The 17,248-nt window shown below is 34.4% G+C and carries 19 protein-coding genes; 4 read left to right on the forward strand and 15 right to left on the reverse strand.

Translation table 11 applies throughout. The features are described from left to right. Positions 1 to 220: 220 nt before the first annotated feature. The 6 genes from QI155_RS04380 to QI155_RS04405 form a co-directional block, all read right to left on the reverse strand. Positions 221 to 1,372, reverse strand: a complete 1,152-nt coding sequence (locus tag QI155_RS04380; protein WP_281321192.1) for an iron-containing alcohol dehydrogenase — start codon at positions 1,370 to 1,372, stop codon at positions 221 to 223. Beyond that, entirely contained in the window at positions 1,359 to 2,219 is an 861-nt protein-coding gene (lipA, locus tag QI155_RS04385; RefSeq protein ID WP_281321193.1) for a lipoyl synthase, read from the reverse strand. Before lipA ends, QI155_RS04380 begins: the two co-directional genes overlap by 14 nt. A 43-nt stretch (positions 2,220 to 2,262) precedes the next feature. Continuing rightward, positions 2,263 to 2,466, reverse strand: coding sequence for a cold-shock protein (locus QI155_RS04390; RefSeq protein WP_012546429.1), 204 nt, complete (start codon positions 2,464 to 2,466; stop codon positions 2,263 to 2,265). 115 nt (positions 2,467 to 2,581) lie between these two features. Further along, complete coding sequence (gene mazG / locus QI155_RS04395) at positions 2,582 to 3,349, reverse strand: nucleoside triphosphate pyrophosphohydrolase (protein WP_281321194.1); 768 nt, start codon at positions 3,347 to 3,349, stop codon at positions 2,582 to 2,584. Next, positions 3,339 to 4,079, reverse strand: coding sequence for an AAA family ATPase (locus QI155_RS04400; protein WP_068861739.1), 741 nt, complete (start codon positions 4,077 to 4,079; stop codon positions 3,339 to 3,341). The genes mazG and QI155_RS04400 overlap by 11 nt, the downstream gene beginning before the upstream one ends. Position 4,080: 1 nt before the next feature. After that, the gene (locus QI155_RS04405; protein WP_281321195.1) at positions 4,081 to 4,728 is read right to left on the reverse strand and encodes an HAD-IA family hydrolase; all 648 of its coding nucleotides are present in this window, start codon (positions 4,726 to 4,728) and stop codon (positions 4,081 to 4,083) included. 82 nt (positions 4,729 to 4,810) lie between these two features. On the opposite strand from QI155_RS04405, the gene QI155_RS04410 reads away from it, so the two are divergent. The 3 genes from QI155_RS04410 to QI155_RS04420 are packed head-to-tail and all read left to right on the forward strand — an operon-like array spanning position 4,811 to position 7,484. Continuing rightward, a complete protein-coding gene (locus QI155_RS04410; protein WP_068861736.1) occupies positions 4,811 to 5,890 on the forward strand; it encodes a type IV pilus twitching motility protein PilT in 1,080 nt (359 codons plus the stop codon). Next, entirely contained in the window at positions 5,887 to 7,065 is a 1,179-nt protein-coding gene (locus tag QI155_RS04415) for a PilT/PilU family type 4a pilus ATPase (protein ID WP_281321196.1), read from the forward strand. Before QI155_RS04410 ends, QI155_RS04415 begins: the two co-directional genes overlap by 4 nt. Continuing rightward, entirely contained in the window at positions 7,065 to 7,484 is a 420-nt protein-coding gene (locus QI155_RS04420; RefSeq protein ID WP_281321197.1) for a hypothetical protein, read from the forward strand. Before QI155_RS04415 ends, QI155_RS04420 begins: the two co-directional genes overlap by 1 nt. On the opposite strand, the gene rlmB is transcribed toward QI155_RS04420, so the two are convergent. The 5 genes from rlmB to QI155_RS04445 are packed head-to-tail and all read right to left on the reverse strand — an operon-like array spanning position 7,473 to position 12,015. Beyond that, positions 7,473 to 8,219: a 23S rRNA (guanosine(2251)-2'-O)-methyltransferase RlmB gene (gene rlmB, locus QI155_RS04425; RefSeq protein WP_281321198.1), complete on the reverse strand. Its 747-nt coding sequence runs from the start codon at positions 8,217 to 8,219 to the stop codon at positions 7,473 to 7,475. The genes QI155_RS04420 and rlmB overlap by 12 nt on opposite strands. Next, positions 8,201 to 9,658: a cysteine--tRNA ligase gene (gene cysS / locus QI155_RS04430; RefSeq protein ID WP_068860725.1), complete on the reverse strand. Its 1,458-nt coding sequence runs from the start codon at positions 9,656 to 9,658 to the stop codon at positions 8,201 to 8,203. Before cysS ends, rlmB begins: the two co-directional genes overlap by 19 nt. A 15-nt stretch (positions 9,659 to 9,673) precedes the next feature. Further along, on the reverse strand, positions 9,674 to 9,898 hold the full coding sequence (locus QI155_RS04435) for a type II toxin-antitoxin system HicA family toxin (RefSeq protein WP_281321199.1): 225 nt from the start codon (positions 9,896 to 9,898) through the stop codon (positions 9,674 to 9,676). Next, the gene (locus tag QI155_RS04440) at positions 9,895 to 10,113 is read right to left on the reverse strand and encodes a type II toxin-antitoxin system HicB family antitoxin (protein WP_068860729.1); all 219 of its coding nucleotides are present in this window, start codon (positions 10,111 to 10,113) and stop codon (positions 9,895 to 9,897) included. Before QI155_RS04440 ends, QI155_RS04435 begins: the two co-directional genes overlap by 4 nt. A 33-nt stretch (positions 10,114 to 10,146) precedes the next feature. Then, entirely contained in the window at positions 10,147 to 12,015 is a 1,869-nt protein-coding gene (locus QI155_RS04445; protein ID WP_068860731.1) for an ASKHA domain-containing protein, read from the reverse strand. Positions 12,016 to 12,031: 16 nt separating this feature from the next. On the opposite strand from QI155_RS04445, the gene QI155_RS04450 reads away from it, so the two are divergent. Then, positions 12,032 to 12,898, forward strand: a complete 867-nt coding sequence (locus QI155_RS04450) for a glycosyltransferase family 9 protein (protein ID WP_281321200.1) — start codon at positions 12,032 to 12,034, stop codon at positions 12,896 to 12,898. Here the strand turns inward: QI155_RS04450 and QI155_RS04455 are convergent. The 4 genes from QI155_RS04455 to flgL all read right to left on the reverse strand — a co-directional run bounded on the left by QI155_RS04455 (position 12,837) and on the right by flgL (position 17,246). Then, positions 12,837 to 14,978, reverse strand: coding sequence for a methyltransferase domain-containing protein (locus QI155_RS04455; protein ID WP_281321201.1), 2,142 nt, complete (start codon positions 14,976 to 14,978; stop codon positions 12,837 to 12,839). The two genes, QI155_RS04450 and QI155_RS04455, sit on opposite strands and share 62 nt — an antisense overlap. A gap of 185 nt (positions 14,979 to 15,163) precedes the next feature. Then, a complete protein-coding gene (gene fliW / locus QI155_RS04460; RefSeq protein WP_143600739.1) occupies positions 15,164 to 15,574 on the reverse strand; it encodes a flagellar assembly protein FliW in 411 nt (136 codons plus the stop codon). 2 nt (positions 15,575 to 15,576) lie between these two features. Continuing rightward, positions 15,577 to 15,801: a carbon storage regulator CsrA gene (csrA, locus tag QI155_RS04465; RefSeq protein WP_068860740.1), complete on the reverse strand. Its 225-nt coding sequence runs from the start codon at positions 15,799 to 15,801 to the stop codon at positions 15,577 to 15,579. A 2-nt stretch (positions 15,802 to 15,803) separates the two neighbouring features. Beyond that, positions 15,804 to 17,246 carry a flagellar hook-associated protein FlgL gene (gene flgL, locus QI155_RS04470; RefSeq protein WP_281321202.1) on the reverse strand — a complete coding sequence of 481 codons (1,443 nt, stop codon included), beginning with the start codon at positions 17,244 to 17,246 and terminating at the stop codon, positions 15,804 to 15,806. Between the last annotated feature and the right edge of the window lie 2 nt (positions 17,247 to 17,248).

Here is a 17,248-nt window from a genome sequence, read left to right on the forward strand (position 1 = left end):
CTTTCATTTAAAACAAACTCTGAAACTCCATTTTTATCATCCTGAGCCGAAGCCCTAAGCGTATGCAAAGTAATAGTAAGAATCTCCTCCTTTTACTATAATCGGAAGGAGTTCCTTCGGCTTACGCCTCAGGACAACGCCTCGGGGCATTTAGTCCCTCGGAATGACAGAAAAGATGTCATTCTGAGGGAGCGTAAGCGACCGAAGAATCTCCACCTCATTAATCATTTGCATATTTAATTATTTCTGTCAATACTTTTTTGTTATAAACATCTTTCATCTGCCAGACTTTTGCAATGTTATAAGCATTATCAACTATCTTTGATATCTCCGACTCACTTATTCCTACATCTTTTAAACTAACAGGTGCACCAATTTTTTTAAACCGATTCTTAAGTTCCAAAATTCCTTCATCAGCTGTTTTAACATTAAATATCTCTTTTGCAAATCTTTCAAACTGTTGGATATTTCTGTCTTTATACCACCGCATCCAAGCAGGTATGACAATACTTAAGCAGGCACCATGTGAAAGGTCATATAGAGCACCTAATGCATGGGCAATCATGTGATTAGGGAAACTACCATCTTTAATTCCTAACCTTGTAAGACCATTTAAGGCAAGGGTAGCAGCCCACATAAACTCAGCTCGGGCATTGTAATTGTAAGGTTCTTTTAATATCGTCTCTGTTGTCTGCATTGCTGTTTTAACAATCATTTCAACAAATCTACTCTGAAGAACTGGGCAATACTTACCGCTAAAGTAATGCTCAATTACATGAGCAATGACATCTACACAGGCATATGCCTGATATTGAGCAGAAACAGAGAAGGTAATTTCTGGATTTAGAATGGAAACCTTAGGGAAAATATGTTCAGATGAAATTGAAAGCTTTTCCTGATTTTCTTCCTTTGTTATTACAGCAAAACCATTCATCTCAGTTCCAGTTGCAGCCAAGGTTAAAATTGTATAAACAGGTAAAGCTGATTTTATTTCATCTCCTCTTTTGAAATAAACCCATACATCCTTTTTTGATTTTGCACCTACAGCAATTGTTTTCCCTTCATCAATAACTGAACCGCCTCCAACTGCAAGGATGGCATTTACTTTTTCTTCCTTTGCCTTTTTAATACCCTCTTTTGTGTGACTGAGGACTGGATTTGGCTTTACTCCACTGTGCTCAATGAACTCAATGTTATTTTCTCTTAATGCCTTGACAACTCTTTCATAGAGGCCAATTTTTTTAATGGATTCTTTTCCATAAACAAAAAGAACTTTTTTAATTTTATCCTTTTTCAAAATCTCTCCAATTTTATTCTCGGTCCCTTTGCCAAAAATTATTCTTGTAGGATTAAAAAATTCAAAGTTTTCCATACTTTCCCTCCTTTACTGCTTTAAAGGCTTCAAAAGCCCTTGTAGAACTTCTTATTAATGGACTACTTAAAACAACCTTAATTCCTTCTTTCAAAGCAAAATCCGCAATTTGATTAAAAAATTCCATTTTTTTATATTCTACTACAGGTAAAGCTTTTTTTGAAGGTTGAAGATACTGCCCAACTGTAATAATGTCACAACCTGCATTTTTTAAATCTTCTATTGTCTGAAATATTTCGCTAAGGCTTTCACCAAGTCCCACCATGAATCCTGATTTAGTAATCATTTCTGAATTAAGCTTTTTTGCAGATTCAAGAACTTTTAATGACCGCCTATAAATTCCGTCTCTTACATATCCGTATAGAGATGGCACAGTTTCAATATTATGGGAAAAAACTGCTATTTCAGAATTTATAACTTTTTCAATTGAATTTATATCTCCCTTAAAATCAGGAACAAGAACTTCAACCTGCGTATGAGGATTAATTTTTCTAATTTCTCTTATTGTCAAAACAAAATGTTCTGCTCCTCCATCTTCTATATCATCCCTTGTTGGAGATGTAACAACAACATATTTTAGGGAGAGGTCTTTAACTGCTTGAGCTATTCTCGAAGGCTCTTCAAAATCCAAAGGTTCAGGATTTCCTCTTTTAGCATTACAAAATTTACATCTTCTTGTACAAACATTCCCAAGAATCATAAAGGTTGCTGTTGGTTCTTTATAGCAAATACTTCTGTTTGGACATCTTAAGGTTTCACAGACAGTATTTAATTTTCGGTGTTTTAAAAAATTTTGTGTCTTTTTGAGCTCTTTAAGTTGGGTTTTAACCCATTCTGGAAGAGGCATTTGAAAAGTTTATAAAAGGGGGAGAGGTCTCCCCCTCAGGTTGTCAGACTTTTTCTACATTAACTGCTTTAGGTCCACGGTCTCCTTCAACAACATCAAATTTAACTCTGTCTCCCTGTTTCAGGGTCTTGAATCCATCACCCTTAATTGAAGTGTAATGGACAAAAACATCCTGTCCGCCATCCTGCTGAATAAATCCAAACCCCTTTGATTCGTTAAACCACTTAACACGTCCTTCAAAAGCCATACTTCTTAAAACCTCCTTTTAATCTCCCCACCAATGGTAGGTACTAAAACTTCGCTACATGCAAAGCTAATCCTTTTATAACATGGTCAAAGTAAAAAAGTAAAGGAAAATTTTTTCAACCTCTCTTTATTTCCTCCCAAAGGATGTCCATCTCGTTAATAGACATCTCTTTTAGTGATTTACCTTTTTGTCGAGCAAGCTTTTCAAGTTTTTTGAATCTTTTTTCAATTTTTCGATTTGTCTTTCTAAGAGCTGTTTCAGGGTCAATTTTCAAAAATCTTGCAATGTTTACAATGCTGAATAAAACATCGCCGACTTCTTCCTCTATTTTTTCCTTATCTCCTGATTTAACTGCCTCCTTCAATTCATTAATTTCTTCTTCAAGCTTATCAAAAGTTCCTTCAACATTATCCCAATCAAATCCCACTTTTGCTACTCTTGACTGAATCTTGTATGCTCTGAGCAAAGCAGGAAGTGCCAGAGGAATTCCCTCAAGAATTGAACTTTTAAGTTTACCCTCTTCCTTTTTTCTATCTTCCCACTGATTTAAAACTTCTTCTGGTGTCTTAAAATTTGCATAGCCAAATACATGGGGATGTCTGTTTATCATTTTCTTTGAAATTGTATCAATTACATCATTAATATCAAACTTACCCTCATCTTTTGCTATTTTGCTGTGAAAAACTATCTGAAGAAGCAAATCTCCCAATTCTTCCTTCATTTCTTTGTAGTCTTTCTTTTCAATTGCCTCTATTAATTCGTATGTTTCTTCAAGGAGATATCTTTTTAAAGTCTCATGGGTTTGCACTTTATCCCAAGGGCAACCTTCTTCAGATCGAAGCTTTTCCATTATTTCAACTAATTTCTGAAAATTATCTTCCAAATTCCTCCTCCAAAAATTTATAGAAATCTTTAATAACAACTGCTGAACTATTTAAAGAAAAAATACTTCCCCCTTGCTCACTTAAACTTTTTACTTTATCGTCAAAGTTAATATAAACTATTTTTCCAAAAATTTTTGATAATTCATCATGTCCTTCAATTTTTCCTGAAGACTGATTAATAACAAGAGCTTTTTTCTTAGAAGATAAATTTAATTCATCTACAAGTTGATTGATTCTTAATGCAGACTGAATACTACTTTTTGCCGGAGTGGCTATGATAAATAAGTAATCAATCTTGCTAATTATACCTCTGCTTATATGTTCCATCCCTGCTTCATTATCTACTATTATATATTTATATTTTTCAGAAATTTCCTGAAGAATTCTTTTTAATACATTATTAACTGCACAATAACATCCGCTTCCCTCAGGTCTTCCCATAACAAGAAGGTCAAATCCTTCTGATTCTTCAATAATTCTGTTAATCTCTATTTCAAGCCATTCATCAAGAGACATACCATCAGGTTTATCTTGCATTGCTCCTTCTCTAACTGACGCAAGAGTTCCAGTAATATTAATATCTAAGAGTTCAGGAAGACAAAAATTCGGGTCAGCATCGACAACCAATATAGGACTTAATTTTCTGTCTTTAAGATATCTTACAGTTAAGGCAGATAGAGTACTTTTACCTGTTCCACCCTTTCCTGCAAAAACAATAAATTGACTCATTTTAAGTTTTTCTAACAATACTTAATAAATCGCTAAATCGGTCAATAATAAAATCAGCATCTTTCAATAGCTCCCTTTCTCTATAGCCGTAAGTAACTGCTACAGTTTTAATACCTGCAGATTTTCCCGTCTCTATGTCAATATTGCTGTCTCCAACAATTAATGTATTTTCTTGTGATACATTGAATTTTTTCATTGTCTCTAATATAGGCACTGGTGAAGGTTTTTGTTGCGAAAAAGTATCACTGCCTGCTACAAAATCAAAATAATGCAAAAGATTCAATTTCTCAAGGGTTTTAATTGTTAAAAAACTTAATTTATTCGATATTACAGCCTTTTTAATATCATACAATTTATCAAGGATATCTGATACCTCAGGATAGGGCTTTGTATAGACTGCTATGTTATTACTGTAGTAACTAACAAAACAATCTAGTAATTCTTCAAGTAAATCTTTTTTTGCTCCTCTTTTTTCTATAGCCTGTTCTATTAATCTTTTAACTCCTTCACCAACCATTTTTCTTACTTCATCTTGAGAAAAACCTTCCAAGCCTCTGAGCTTTAAACAATAATTTAAGGCATTTTTTATATCTTCACAGGAATCAACAAGAGTTCCATCTAAATCAAAGATTATAAGTTCTATAGTCATGATTTAAATATTATAAATTATTTAAAAAATTATTTTAAAAATTTGTAAATTTTTAATCAAAATTATGGTATAATTTTACAGCATGGCAAAGATAGATGCATTTTTTCAATTAATGCTTGAAAACAAAGCAAGCGACCTTCACCTAGTAGCAGGAAGCCAGCCTGTTTTAAGAATTCATGGTGAACTTGTAAGAGTCCAGTACAAAGTCCTTGACAATAATGAATTAAGAAAACTTCTATATGAAATAACACCTGAGGAAAAGATAAAAATCTTTGAAGAAACAGGAGATCTCGATTTTGCTCACGAAATTCCAGGTGTTGCTCGTTTTCGTGCAAATTATTTTATGCATAAAGAAGGAATTGGTGCTGCTTTCAGGCACATCCCAAATGAGATTAAGACCATTGATGAATTGGGATTGCCACAGGTTTTAAAAAAATTTGCAATGCTTAAAAAGGGAATAGTTCTATTCACTGGTCCAACAGGTTCTGGAAAATCAACATCCTTAGCGGCCATAATTGACTATGCAAATACCCATAGAAAAGATAGAATAATCACTATAGAAGACCCTATTGAATTTATCCATCCAAATAAAGGTTGTGTTATTTCTTATAGGGAAGTGGGAACACACACTGAATCCTTTGCAAAAGCCTTGAGAGCAGCTCTAAGAGAAGATCCCGATATTATACTCGTAGGTGAAATGAGAGATTTAGAAACTATTCAGCTTGCCCTTGAAGCTGCTGCAACAGGGCATTTAGTTTTGAGTACCCTTCATACATCATCGGCAATTAAAACTGTTGACAGAATTGTTGATGTCTTTCCGACTGATCAGCAGGCTCAAATAAGAACATCCTTAAGTGAATCATTACAAGCAGTTGTATCTCAAACACTTCTTAAGAAATCTGATGGAAAAGGTAGAGTTGCTGTTTGTGAAGTCTTAATTAATACCTATGCTGTTGCAAATCTAATAAGAGAAAATAAAACCCATCAAATTCTTTCTATAATGCAGACAAGTAAAAAAATTGGTATGCAAACTATGGATGATGCTCTTTTAGAGTTACTTCAAGCAGGCAAAATAACTCCTGAAGATGCCTATGAAAGAGCCACAGACAAACAAAAATTTATTAAATTTCTTAAGGAAACACCTGAAACGGTATTTGTATGAGAAAGCAGGAAATAGATTATATTTTAGAAAAACTTTGTAATTATCATCCAGAGATATCTGATATTTTATTTACAGTAGGAAGACCATTACAGGTAATGCTTTGGGGAGAAATAAAACCTGTCTATTTAAATGAAGCTCCAATAGAAAGTTTAACACCCTTTCATACAGAGATTATTGCTCTTACATTAATTGGTAATCAAAAGAGACTTATAGATAATTTATTGAAAGATGGATATTGTGACTTATCCTATGCTATCCAAAGCGCTCGCTTCAGAGTAAATATATTCTCTCAAAGGGGTAATTACTCTATTGTAATGCGTAAACTTCCAATAAAAATTCCTACAGTGGAAGAACTTAAGTTGCCTGAAATAGTTAAAGAAATTGCAAAGGAAAGAATGGGTTTTGTTTTAGTTACAGGTGCTACAGGTTCTGGTAAATCATCAACTTTAGCAGCAATACTTAACATAATCAATGATACAAGGGCTTGCCATATTATAACACTTGAAGATCCCGTTGAATTTTTACATTCCCATAAAAAATCTACATTCAATCAAAGAGAAATGGGAATAGATTTTACTAATTATGCAGATGGACTTAGAGCAGCCTTAAGACAGGCTCCTCATGTAATACTTGTTGGAGAAATAAGAGATAGAGAAACCCTTGAAATTGCTATGCAAGCTGCTGAAACAGGACATCTTGTTTTAAGCACAATGCATACTACTGATGCAGGACAAACAATTGGAAGGGCAGTTGGAATGTTTCCTCCGGAAGATGAAAATTATATAAGATTAAGGCTTTCTGATACCTTAAAATGGGTTGTAAGCCAGAGACTACTGCCCAAAATTGGGGGAGGAAGAATTGTTGCTACGGAAGTAATGAGAAAGAATTTAAGAATAAGAGATTTAATAATAAATGGTGAGACAGCAGAAAAAACCTTTTATGATGTGATAGAAACTTCTCAAGCAGTCGGCATGCATACCTTTGACCAGTCAATTATTGAATTGTATAAACAAGGATTAATAACAGAGGAAACTGCTGTTGCCTTTGCATCAAGAAAATCGACAGTAACAAGAGAGATTGATAGAATGAAAGCTCAGAGGGGAGAAAAAACAACAGATATTGAAGGACTTAAAATAGACACTGAATATGAAAAAAGACTAAAAAGAGGACTATAATGGCAAAAGCAATTATTTGTGAAAATGATCCTGCAGTCCAAAAAAATTTATCACTAATTTTAAAGGCTTTTAATTTTGAATCGATAACACCTATTAGCTTAGAAGAAGCAATTAATGTTTTAGAAACCACTGATGATATATCTATAGTTATTGTAAATGAAACCTTTGCAGATCAAAAACCTCACAGTAACAGAATAATTCAATATATAACTAATCTGCCAATGTATCGAAGAAGAGATATTATGTTGATTATTACAGGACAAAACCTGAAAACATTAGACAGATTATTAGCTTTTGCAAAAGGTGCAGACTTAATAGTAAACACACAAGATATTAATAATTTCTTATCCTTTTTTAAAAAGTCCTATTCAGAACATCAAGCTACTTACAGACAATATAAGGAATTATTAAACAGATAAACTTCTCTGTCTCATAACCTCAAAAAGCAAAACTGATGTAGCGGTAGATACATTTAGTGAGTTTATCTTTCCTTTCATAGGAATCTTTACAATCTCATCACATAGTTCCCTTACAGTTTGTCTTATACCACTTCCTTCTGAACCAATTACTATGGCTATGGGAGAGTTTAAAGAAGCTTCCCAGAGAGTTTTGCCACCATCTGCTTCAGCTCCGATAATTGTGATGTCCCTCTCTTTGAACTCCCTTATCGCATACTTGATATTGTTTATCTCCACCAAATTTACATGCCATACTGCTCCTGCCGATGATTTCCATACTGAAGGAACAATGCCTACCGAGCGTCTCTGTTGATATATAACTGCATGGACACCTACAGCTTCAGCAACCCTTAGAATAGCACCAAAATTCTGAGGATCCTCAATTAAGTCAAGAATCAGGAAAAATGGTGGCTCTCTTTTCTGAGAGGGAATCTTAAGTGCATCTGTGAGATCTAACTTATCTTTTGGTATTACCTTTGCTAAAACACCTTGATGAACACCCTGTACAATTTTCTGTATTCGTTTTTCATCGACTATTCTCACAGGTATCAGACACTTTTCAGCTGTCTCTATTATCTCTCTCAAAGGTAAAAGCCTGCTTTTTGATATTAAAATCTCCTTTACTGCATAGGGAACTTTCAGGGCTTCCTTAACAGGATTTACACCGTAGATGTAGATTAAATCTTTATTTTCCATACTGTCCTGTCAGGCTTGTCTTCCAAAATAATTCCTTTTGAAAGAAGTTCTTGTCTGATAGTGTCAGCTTTTTGCCAGTCTTTATTTTTTCTTGCCATAACTCTTTCTTCAATCAATCTGTTTATCTCTTCCTCTGAAATTTCAACTTTTTTAATTTTAAGCAAATCTCTATACCATTGTATGGGTTCTCTTTGGAAAAGATTCAGAACACCTCCAAGTTCATTAATTGTTTTTTTTGCATAGGAAAGCAAGGATAACTCTTCTTTATTAGAAGGTTTTTTATCCATAAAACGGTTTAATTCCTTGATAAATTCAAATATTACTCCTAAAGCCTTTGCTGTATTGAAATCATCATCCATTGCCTTTTCAAACTCTGATTTAAGATTTTCAATGTTTAGTTCTATTTGAATATTTGATTTGCTTTTATCTTTTGGTTCAACTTTTTCAAAATCCTCAATTCTCCATATTGTGCTATAAACCCTGTCAAGGGTTGCTTCTGCTTCTTTAATATATTCATGAGCAAATTCTATTGGGCTACGGTAATGACTTGAAAGGAGAAAAAGCCTCAATGCCTCAGCATCATATATATCAAGTAAATCCCTAATGTTTAGGACATTTCCAAGAGATTTTGACATTTTTTCTTTATCTATGGTTACAAAGCCATTGTGAATCCAGTATTTTGCAAAGGGTTTTCCTGTGTATGCCTCTGATTGGGCAATTTCATTTTCATGATGGGGAAATATTAAATCTGCTCCACCACCATGGATATCAAGGGTTTCTCCAATATGCTTAAGTGACATGGCAGAACACTCAATATGCCAGCCAGGTCTTCCTTTACCCCAGGGTGATTCCCACCAAGGTTCACCAGGTTTTGAGGCTTTCCATAGAGCAAAATCAAGGGGGCTTCTTTTTCTTTCATTCACGTCAACGCGGGCACCACTCATAAGCTCATCGATCTTTTTCTTAGAAAGTTTTCCATACTGAGGAAACTTTTCAACAGAAAAATAAACACTTTGTGCCTCACCTTCATCTACAGTGTAGGCATATCCTCTTTCAATTAAGGCTTTCACTATCTTAATCATCTCTGCTATATGATCTGTTGCCTTCGGTTCTATATCAGCCCTTGCTATACCAAGACGATCCATGTCTTTGTAATACTCCTCTGTATATCTTTCAGCAATCTCATTCCATGTTACACCTTCTTTGTTTGCCCTATTTATAATTTTGTCGTCAATATCTGTAAAATTTCTCACGAATTTAACATCAAATCCGCGGTATCTTAAATATCTTACTATTACATCAAAAACAACAGCACTTCTTGCATGTCCAATATGGCAAAGATCATAGACAGTAACTCCACAGGCATAAATTCCTACCTTTTTGTCATTAAGGGGTTCAAATTCCTCAAGCCTGTTTGTTAAGGTGTTAAAAACCTTCATTTCATCCTCCAGCAGTTATAAAAGTTCCTTTAATTCTTCGATGCTTATACCAGCTTGACGGAGTATTGCTCTAAGTGTTCCTTCTGCTATCTCTTTATGATTAGGGATAGTTAATCTTCTGTGTGGTGGTTTGTCATGTCTTAGTATAATGTGACTTCCTGTTTGATGGTCTATTTTATATCCGATTTTTTCCAATAATTTGCAAAGCTCTTTACCTGAAAGCTGGGGAAGTTTGCTCACCCAAAAACCTCTACTTCTATAATTTCCTCATCTATAGGAGGTGGTAGGGGTTCATTGTGTTTTTTAAGACTTTCTAAATAACCTTTAACTGCATCTTTAATATTTTCCAAAGCTTCCATTCTTGTTTTACCCTGTGAAATACACCCAGGTAAGGAAGGACATTGAACCACAAAAATACCATCCTCATCCTGTTCAATCAAAATTCTATATTTCATTTATATCACCTCCTATTGAACCTTAAAACTATTTTAACCTAATTCTCTAAATCTTTCCCAATCTGTATGGGGTAAAAAGAGGGCAGATACATATTCATCCATAAATTTTTTTGAGCGCGAAAGGTCAATATATGTCATCTTTTGGGCAAGTTCATTGGCTAATTCCCAAAAATTCTTACTTAACAAACATAAAACAGCACCTGTTAAGGAAGTATTTCCCAAAAAAATAAATCTCTCCTCTGAAAGATTTGGTAACATTCCTATTTTTATTGCCTTTTTAATATTTAAAAACTCACCAAATCCTCCAGCTATGTAAACCTTTTTTAATTCCCTTTCACTTAATCCAACTTCTTCAAGAAGGGTTGAAATACCTGCATAAATAGCAGCCTTTGCACGAATAATATTGTCAATGTCTGACTGAGTTATGTAACAGTCTGAAGAAATTACAAATCTTGCTTCATTATCAAATATTTTTATATGTTTTGAATTATCAGTAACAAACTTACCTTTCTGGTCAATAACTTTTTTGCTAAAGAGTTCTGATAAAATATCTATCATTCCACTTCCACATATACCACGAGGAGCTTCATTTCCTATGACTTTTATATCAAATTCGTCAGTCTTTTGATTATAACTGAAAGATTCAACTGCTCCTTCTGTTGCTCTCATCCCACAGCTTATTCCACTTCCTTCAAAACATGGTCCAGCAGAGGTAGAGGCAGTGATAAGAAAGTCTTTGTTTCCAATTACAATTTCTCCATTAGTCCCTATGTCAATGAATAATGAAGTTTCTTCATCTTTATAAAGCCCTGTTGTAAGGAGGCCTGAAACAATATCTCCTCCTACATAACCTGCAACAGAAGGCAAAGTATAAATAGGTATTTGAGGTTCCAGCAAAAGCATGCAGTCAGATGCTTTCCATATTGGATAACGATTCAAAGTGGGAGTATAAGGCTCCTGTCTGATATACTTTGGATTAATTCCCCAGAAAATATGACACATTGTAGTGTTACCAGCGACGAAAGCACAATAAATCTTTCCTTCTTTATTTCTTAATGAAACAGTATTTATGAGGGCATTTATATCATCAACAATAGATTTTCTTAAAATGTTAAGTCCTTCAGGATTTTCCTCAGCAAAAATTATTCTTGTGATTACATCATCTCCATAATTAATCTGAGAATTATAACAGCTTGCAACATCTACAATTTTACCTTCTTCAAGGTCAACTAAAGCTAAAACAACAGTAGTTGTGCCAATATCAACAGCAATTCCGTAAATTTTTTTTGAGAGAAAATCAAGAATTTCCTCTTCTGTAATGGCTAAATTTATGCTCCAGTTATTTTCTCTTAAAAAATACGAAAGCTTTTCTGCAAGTTTTCTTGATATAAATAGCTCTTTCTGAATTGATCTTTTTAATCTCTCAAAATCTCCATGGGAATCAAAGGATGGTGGGTCTATTTTTAAGCTTAATTTTTTAACAACGGGAGCAAATAAAGATTCCTCGGGATATTGACCCCCTCGGAATGACAAAGAAGATGTCATTCTGAGGGCTTTAGCCCGAAGAATCTCCTCCTTAAGTATTTTTTCAATAATCTCTGTTTTAACAGTTGATATTCTTTCAGAAACCGTGATAAGTTTATCGGGAATTTCAATTAAAATATCACCACCTGGAAAGCTCTGGCAGGCAAGAACAAATCCTTCAGCTTTTTCCTTTTCTGATATTCCAAAAAAAGATTCTGTCTTTATATTTCCTTCTAAAACTTTGATTTTACATCTTCCGCAACTTCCTTTACCACCGCATGATGCATGAAGATAAACTCCCTGCCTTTGTAAAACCTGAAGAATACTTTCCTCTTTAGTTTCAAAAATTTTGCCATCCTTTGTTTTGACCTTAAACATGATTTAAAATTATATCATGAAAGCTCTTGTTTATCGCATGGGTGGATTAGGAGACAGTATTCTTGTTTATCCAGTTCTTGAGATTTTAAAAAGAAAAGGATATGAAATAACTGTATGGGGGAATCCTGAATATTTCAGACTCGCCATAGAATCAGGTTTTTGTAAAAAAGCAACATTTTATGAACCAAAGGAAGAATTTAACTTGAAAATAATCTTTTCCCAAAACAAAGAAATATTAAACAGTGAAAGCTCAATTTACATAAAGCCTATACCAACTGAAAAAATATGGATAGTTGAGTATTATTTGAGAGAATTAAGTTTTCAGAATGAATCCTTTTCCAGAACTCTTCCAATCAAAAACTCAATAGAAAAACACCGAAATCTATGCATTGTCCATCCAGGAAGTGGTTCAAAAAAGAAAAATCCCGAGCTGAGTTTTTTTATTAAACTTGAAAAAATCCTGAGAAACCGTGGCTTTAAAATTCAGTATCTTCTCGGACCAGCTGAAAAAAAACTTACAGGGAAATTTAAAAACTTCCTATATATGGAAGATACTCTGGAAATTGCAAAAATTCTCTTTAAAGCAAATCTTTACATAGGGCTTGACAGTGGCATAAGCCATTTAAGTAGTTTTCTTGGAATTCCTTCAATCATTATTTTTGGACCTACAGACCCTTTAGTCTGGCATCCCATTGGTGAAAATTTTTTTATTATTCGTGAAGAAAACTGTCCTCCCTGCTTTCCAAATGTTTGTGAAAAGAGGGGATGCCTTAATGAGAATTTATTAATTGAAAAAATCTCTCTGATTTTAAAAAAATATATTAAACTTTATCTGCCCTTCCCCAGATTATCTCTACAGCAGAGTATTTTATTGCCTTTTTAATGAGCTCTTCAAGATTAATTGGACTTCTTCCTTTAACAGCAATGGCAAACTGAAAATTTCCAAGAAGTCTAGAATTAAGATAAAGAGGTTTTAAGGTCTCTAAGACAACTGCCTTTGTTATATTGGAATCAACCTTTACAATTTTTCCATCATCAATCTTTAAATCAAATCCCAAAGGAGTTACTCCTTCAAGAACTGTTCCCGGAAGTAGAGGTTCTGTAAATATGTGAACTTCATCAAAACCAGCTTTTTTCAGAGCATAATGAAGGCTCCAAGGTTTCCATCTTGTTACATGATTTGGTGGATAATCACCATACCACCACTTATATTTTCTATATCCTTTAGCTGTGTTTTCAAATTTATAGAAGGGTGGACAGCTTAAAATAAGAAATCCATCATTTTCGAGGAGATTGTAAATATCTTCCAAAAACTTCATAGGCTCATGGACATGCTCAAGAACTTCAAGGGCTGTAATAACTTTGTAGGAAGCTTTAAAATCCTCGGATAATTCTTCAAAGGTTAAAGCTCTCACAACATTTAAATTAAACTTACTTTTTGCAATCTCTACAGCTTTTTCTGAGGCTTCCATTCCATAAGGATTAAAACCAATACGCCTTGCTATTAACATGAAAAATCCTGTTGAGCAGCCAACATCAAGAAGTTTTCCCTTTGGAATTTTTTTAAGAATTGGTATAAGAACATTAAATCTTGGAAGAATGCTCCATTTTTCTATTTCTTTTTTTTCATCCTCCACATTTAAATAGGACTCATAGGGAATATTAGTAAAATTTAATAAATCTTCATGATGCCTCCTATAAGCCTCATCATAATCCATTACTTTCATTGGATGGGTAAACTGCAAACCACAGGAGGGACATTCAAAGACTCTGAAAGAATTAATAACCTCAAAAAGAGGAATATCTCCAGAGAAATCACAGACAATGCATTTTTCAGGCTTTGGATAATTATTTTGCGTTAATAATTCAGCATCTTTCAAAGCAAGATATATCACCTTAGGAGGAATATTTTCAAAACAGGGGCTGTAAAACTGTCTTTTTACCTGTGCCTCTAAGCAAGGACCTTGAAGAGCATGAATATTACAGGGACTTTCACAAGTCTGACCCTTGTAGTTTGCCCGCAAAGGTATTACTGTAGGATAATTACCAGATGTAAACTCTGCCTCAATAGGTCCCGAAACAAGAACAGTTGGCTTACCCAATCCTCCTGCTATGTGAAGAGTTGCAGTATCTGCTGTTATCACAGCATCAGATAATGCCACAGAGGCAATGAGATATCTAATATCCTTCATGAAAACCGATAAATTAGCTGCCCTTATTCCATAGACATCTAAGGCTGTCTCAACAGTAATATCTTCATCAGGAAGTGAGCATATTACAGGAACATACTCATTCCATATTAAATCCTCAATACCTTTAAGAAGCTTTGGTGGAAGGGTTCTGTGCACTGAAGAGGCAAGATAATGAAATAAAAGTATTTTTTTGCCACCAGAGGCATCCCTGATTTTCTGAAAAGCCTCCCTCATCTCATTTAGCACTAACTCATCGATCCTAACATCAGGAGTTTCCTTTTCTGCTTTATAAATATATAACTTCCACAAATAGTAATCAATGAGGCTTAGGTTATCAAACTGAGGAGTATTAACCATCTCTATAACTTTTACAATATAGTCAGCCTTTGAAACCTCCTTAAAAGGAATTGGCATTGTAAGAAGATTATCAATATATGGAAGTCCCTCAAGAACAGGTCTTGCCTTTCCTGAGATGCTCACATTGAGAGTGACCTGAGGATACAGTTTTTTAATCTCCCTTAGCGCTGGAGTCATACATAAGGCGTCACCAATTGCTGCCTGAGCAATAACAAGCAAAGTTTTACCATTTAAGTGTTCCCCTTTATAAAAGGGTGGAAGCACGCTGTGAGCTAATTCAAATCTTGACTTTACAGGCTCAGGAAGAAAGTTAAAGACATCGTCAGCAAAGAGGAATTTATCTCCAGGACGGATTTTAAAATCGTAGCCATTGAAATTTAAATCAATCTTGTCCTTTGCCTTCCAAACTTTCATATCTCAATCCCTTTCATAGAAATTTTTATTATATAACATTTCCACTTTGCTTCATAGTAACAGGAAAAAAAAAGAGAAATTCCTCGGAGTATTGACCTCCTCGAAATGACGGAAAAGACTGCATTCTGAACATCTTATTTGTCATTATGACCCCAAACGAAAGCGAAGAGGAAGAATCTCATATCTTACTTCCTTATTGGTACTTTGAACTGGTAACGCTCATCTTCAAGTAGAATCTGTACACCAATTTTTTTGTTTTTATTTATTACAAAGGGAGATTTAAGATTTGCAGCAACTCCGTCATTGTATTTTAGCAAAGATACATAGATTTCAAGTTCTTCTTCAGTGTTAACCTGCAATATGGAGGTAATTTCATCACTCAATTCAAATCCATAGGTTGGGAAAAACTTAAAAGGAGAAACAATTAGCATTGCTACATCAGGGTCATCAATAGCAATGAGCCATTTTACAGGCTCAAGGCATTCTCTGATAATAAATCTTTCAAAGGGAATTCCAGGAATCCCGTAGGGAAAATTAATTATTTCATTTTGATTAATCACAAGTTCGCCAAATCGTTCAGTTTTAAGAGTTATCATTGTCATACTCCTTTTATAAAATCCTCAGGTTTTAGTTCCTTAGAGGTTTTCAATGCCTCTATGTTACTTTCACGGAGTTTTTCATAGAGTTCTTCACGGAAGATTAACACTCCCTTTGGTGCTTCAATGCCTATTTTTACCTGAGAGCCATCAATATCAACAATTTTAACTATTATATCATCGCCAATTCTTATTGACTGTCCCTGTTTTCTTGTAAGGACTAACAAAGCTACCTCAGAAAATCAAAGAGATTGCTACGGAAAAAGTCTGTAAGAGTGGTTCTTAGAGCCTGAAGTACAGACATTCTTCGATTAAGCTCTGATATTACCTTTATAGCATCAGCATCCTGATCATTTGATAAAGCTACTTTAGTATTTGTTTCTATTTCAAGATTGTAGTCTGTTATAGTTTCTATTTTATTTAGTCTTGCACCGATAAGAGATTGCTGTTTGAAAAGTTTATCTGCAATTTTGTCAATGTAGGCAACAGCTTTCTGAATTCTTCCCTGATCATTATTTTCAAGGGCTACCTTAAGAAAATGAAGTGCCCTTAAGTAGTAGTTTTCATTGAGATAATTATTATTAAAACTGTAATAGTTTGGGTCTGCTGGATCAGAAATATAATTGTATCCATTTATATTTTCTTGAAAACTCATTGAGACATTGCCTGATTCAGGATTGTAGGCTAAAAGATTAAGACCACTGTTTGGTGCATCAGTTGTTGTTACATCAATTCTTATCATATCGGATTTACCATTGGGAATACTTCCTATTACAAGGCGGTAGTCTGGAGAAGTAGAAGTGCCGACATTCACAACCCAGGCTTTAACATATTGAGATGCTTGATTGTTTATAGCATCTCTTATATCATTTAAAGAAGCATTTGCTGAAATAGTAACATTTACAGCCTGATTATCACCAAGCCTGATTGTAAGTGTTCCTCCATTGGTGGTAAAAGAATTTACAGGGTCTGTTACCGCTCCACCAGAAGACTGTGACATAAGTAAAGCTCCCAGAGGGTCTGCATCGTGTAATTGTAATATTTCATCTGGAGGCGGTGAAGAATTAGCTGAAACTGTTTGATTATATGGAGTTAAAATTTTAAGAGATGCCAACTCACCTGTTGCAGTATATGTAAAAAACTCTGTTGCAGGTAAATTTACAGCCACATCAAGGAAAAAGCTTATGTCAAGATACTGTAGATTTGTATCTGACTGATAAAGTCCATTCTGAGCATTAACTGGTGCTGTATCTGCTTTAAATCCTGCGAAGATGTATCTTCCTGATACCTTTGTGTTTATTGTGTCAATGCTACGCTGAATTAATGTATCAATCTCTCTTGCTATGGCAAGCCTGTCTGTTGGTGAAAGGGTGTCTGTTGAACCCTGAACTGCATACTGCTTGGCTTTAATTAACATTCTTTTTAGGTCATCAATTGCTTTTTCGGTTGCAGAGTTGTAAATCTTTGCAGTATCCATTACTCTTTTGTATTCATCGAGGGCTGAAATCTCTGATTTGTACTTGGCAATTCTTGATATTGCAACAGGATCATCACTGGGAGAAAGCACCCTCTTTCCTGTAGCAAGCTGTCTTTGAGCTTTAAACATCTCTTCAATCTGTTTGTTAATATCACCTAAAAAGGTCCTATAAAAAAAGCCTGTTGTAACTTTCATTG

The sequence above is a fragment of the Thermodesulfovibrio sp. 1176 genome (assembly GCF_029946585.1).
Lineage (GTDB): Bacteria > Nitrospirota > Thermodesulfovibrionia > Thermodesulfovibrionales > Thermodesulfovibrionaceae > Thermodesulfovibrio.

Bases quoted from the DNA above. Each gene is read 5' to 3' on its own strand.
- QI155_RS04455 (WP_281321201.1), bottom strand. From the start codon at position 14,978: ATGAAAGTTTGGAAGGCAAAGGACAAGATTGATTTAAATTTCAATGGC.
- QI155_RS04410 (WP_068861736.1), top strand. From the start codon at position 4,811: ATGGCAAAGATAGATGCATTTTTTCAATTAATGCTTGAAAACAAAGCA.
- QI155_RS04440 (WP_068860729.1), bottom strand. From the start codon at position 10,113: ATGAAATATAGAATTTTGATTGAACAGGATGAGGATGGTATTTTTGTG.
- QI155_RS04415 (WP_281321196.1), top strand. From the start codon at position 5,887: ATGAGAAAGCAGGAAATAGATTATATTTTAGAAAAACTTTGTAATTAT.
- QI155_RS04405 (WP_281321195.1), bottom strand. From the start codon at position 4,728: ATGACTATAGAACTTATAATCTTTGATTTAGATGGAACTCTTGTTGAT.
- rlmB (WP_281321198.1), bottom strand. From the start codon at position 8,219: ATGGAAAATAAAGATTTAATCTACATCTACGGTGTAAATCCTGTTAAG.
- QI155_RS04445 (WP_068860731.1), bottom strand. From the start codon at position 12,015: ATGTTTAAGGTCAAAACAAAGGATGGCAAAATTTTTGAAACTAAAGAG.
- QI155_RS04450 (WP_281321200.1), top strand. From the start codon at position 12,032: ATGAAAGCTCTTGTTTATCGCATGGGTGGATTAGGAGACAGTATTCTT.
- lipA (WP_281321193.1), bottom strand. From the start codon at position 2,219: ATGCCTCTTCCAGAATGGGTTAAAACCCAACTTAAAGAGCTCAAAAAG.
- QI155_RS04390 (WP_012546429.1), bottom strand. From the start codon at position 2,466: ATGGCTTTTGAAGGACGTGTTAAGTGGTTTAACGAATCAAAGGGGTTT.
- QI155_RS04380 (WP_281321192.1), bottom strand. From the start codon at position 1,372: ATGGAAAACTTTGAATTTTTTAATCCTACAAGAATAATTTTTGGCAAA.
- cysS (WP_068860725.1), bottom strand. From the start codon at position 9,658: ATGAAGGTTTTTAACACCTTAACAAACAGGCTTGAGGAATTTGAACCC.
- QI155_RS04420 (WP_281321197.1), top strand. From the start codon at position 7,065: ATGGCAAAAGCAATTATTTGTGAAAATGATCCTGCAGTCCAAAAAAAT.
- flgL (WP_281321202.1), bottom strand. From the start codon at position 17,246: ATGAAAGTTACAACAGGCTTTTTTTATAGGACCTTTTTAGGTGATATT.
- fliW (WP_143600739.1), bottom strand. From the start codon at position 15,574: ATGATAACTCTTAAAACTGAACGATTTGGCGAACTTGTGATTAATCAA.
- QI155_RS04400 (WP_068861739.1), bottom strand. From the start codon at position 4,079: ATGAGTCAATTTATTGTTTTTGCAGGAAAGGGTGGAACAGGTAAAAGT.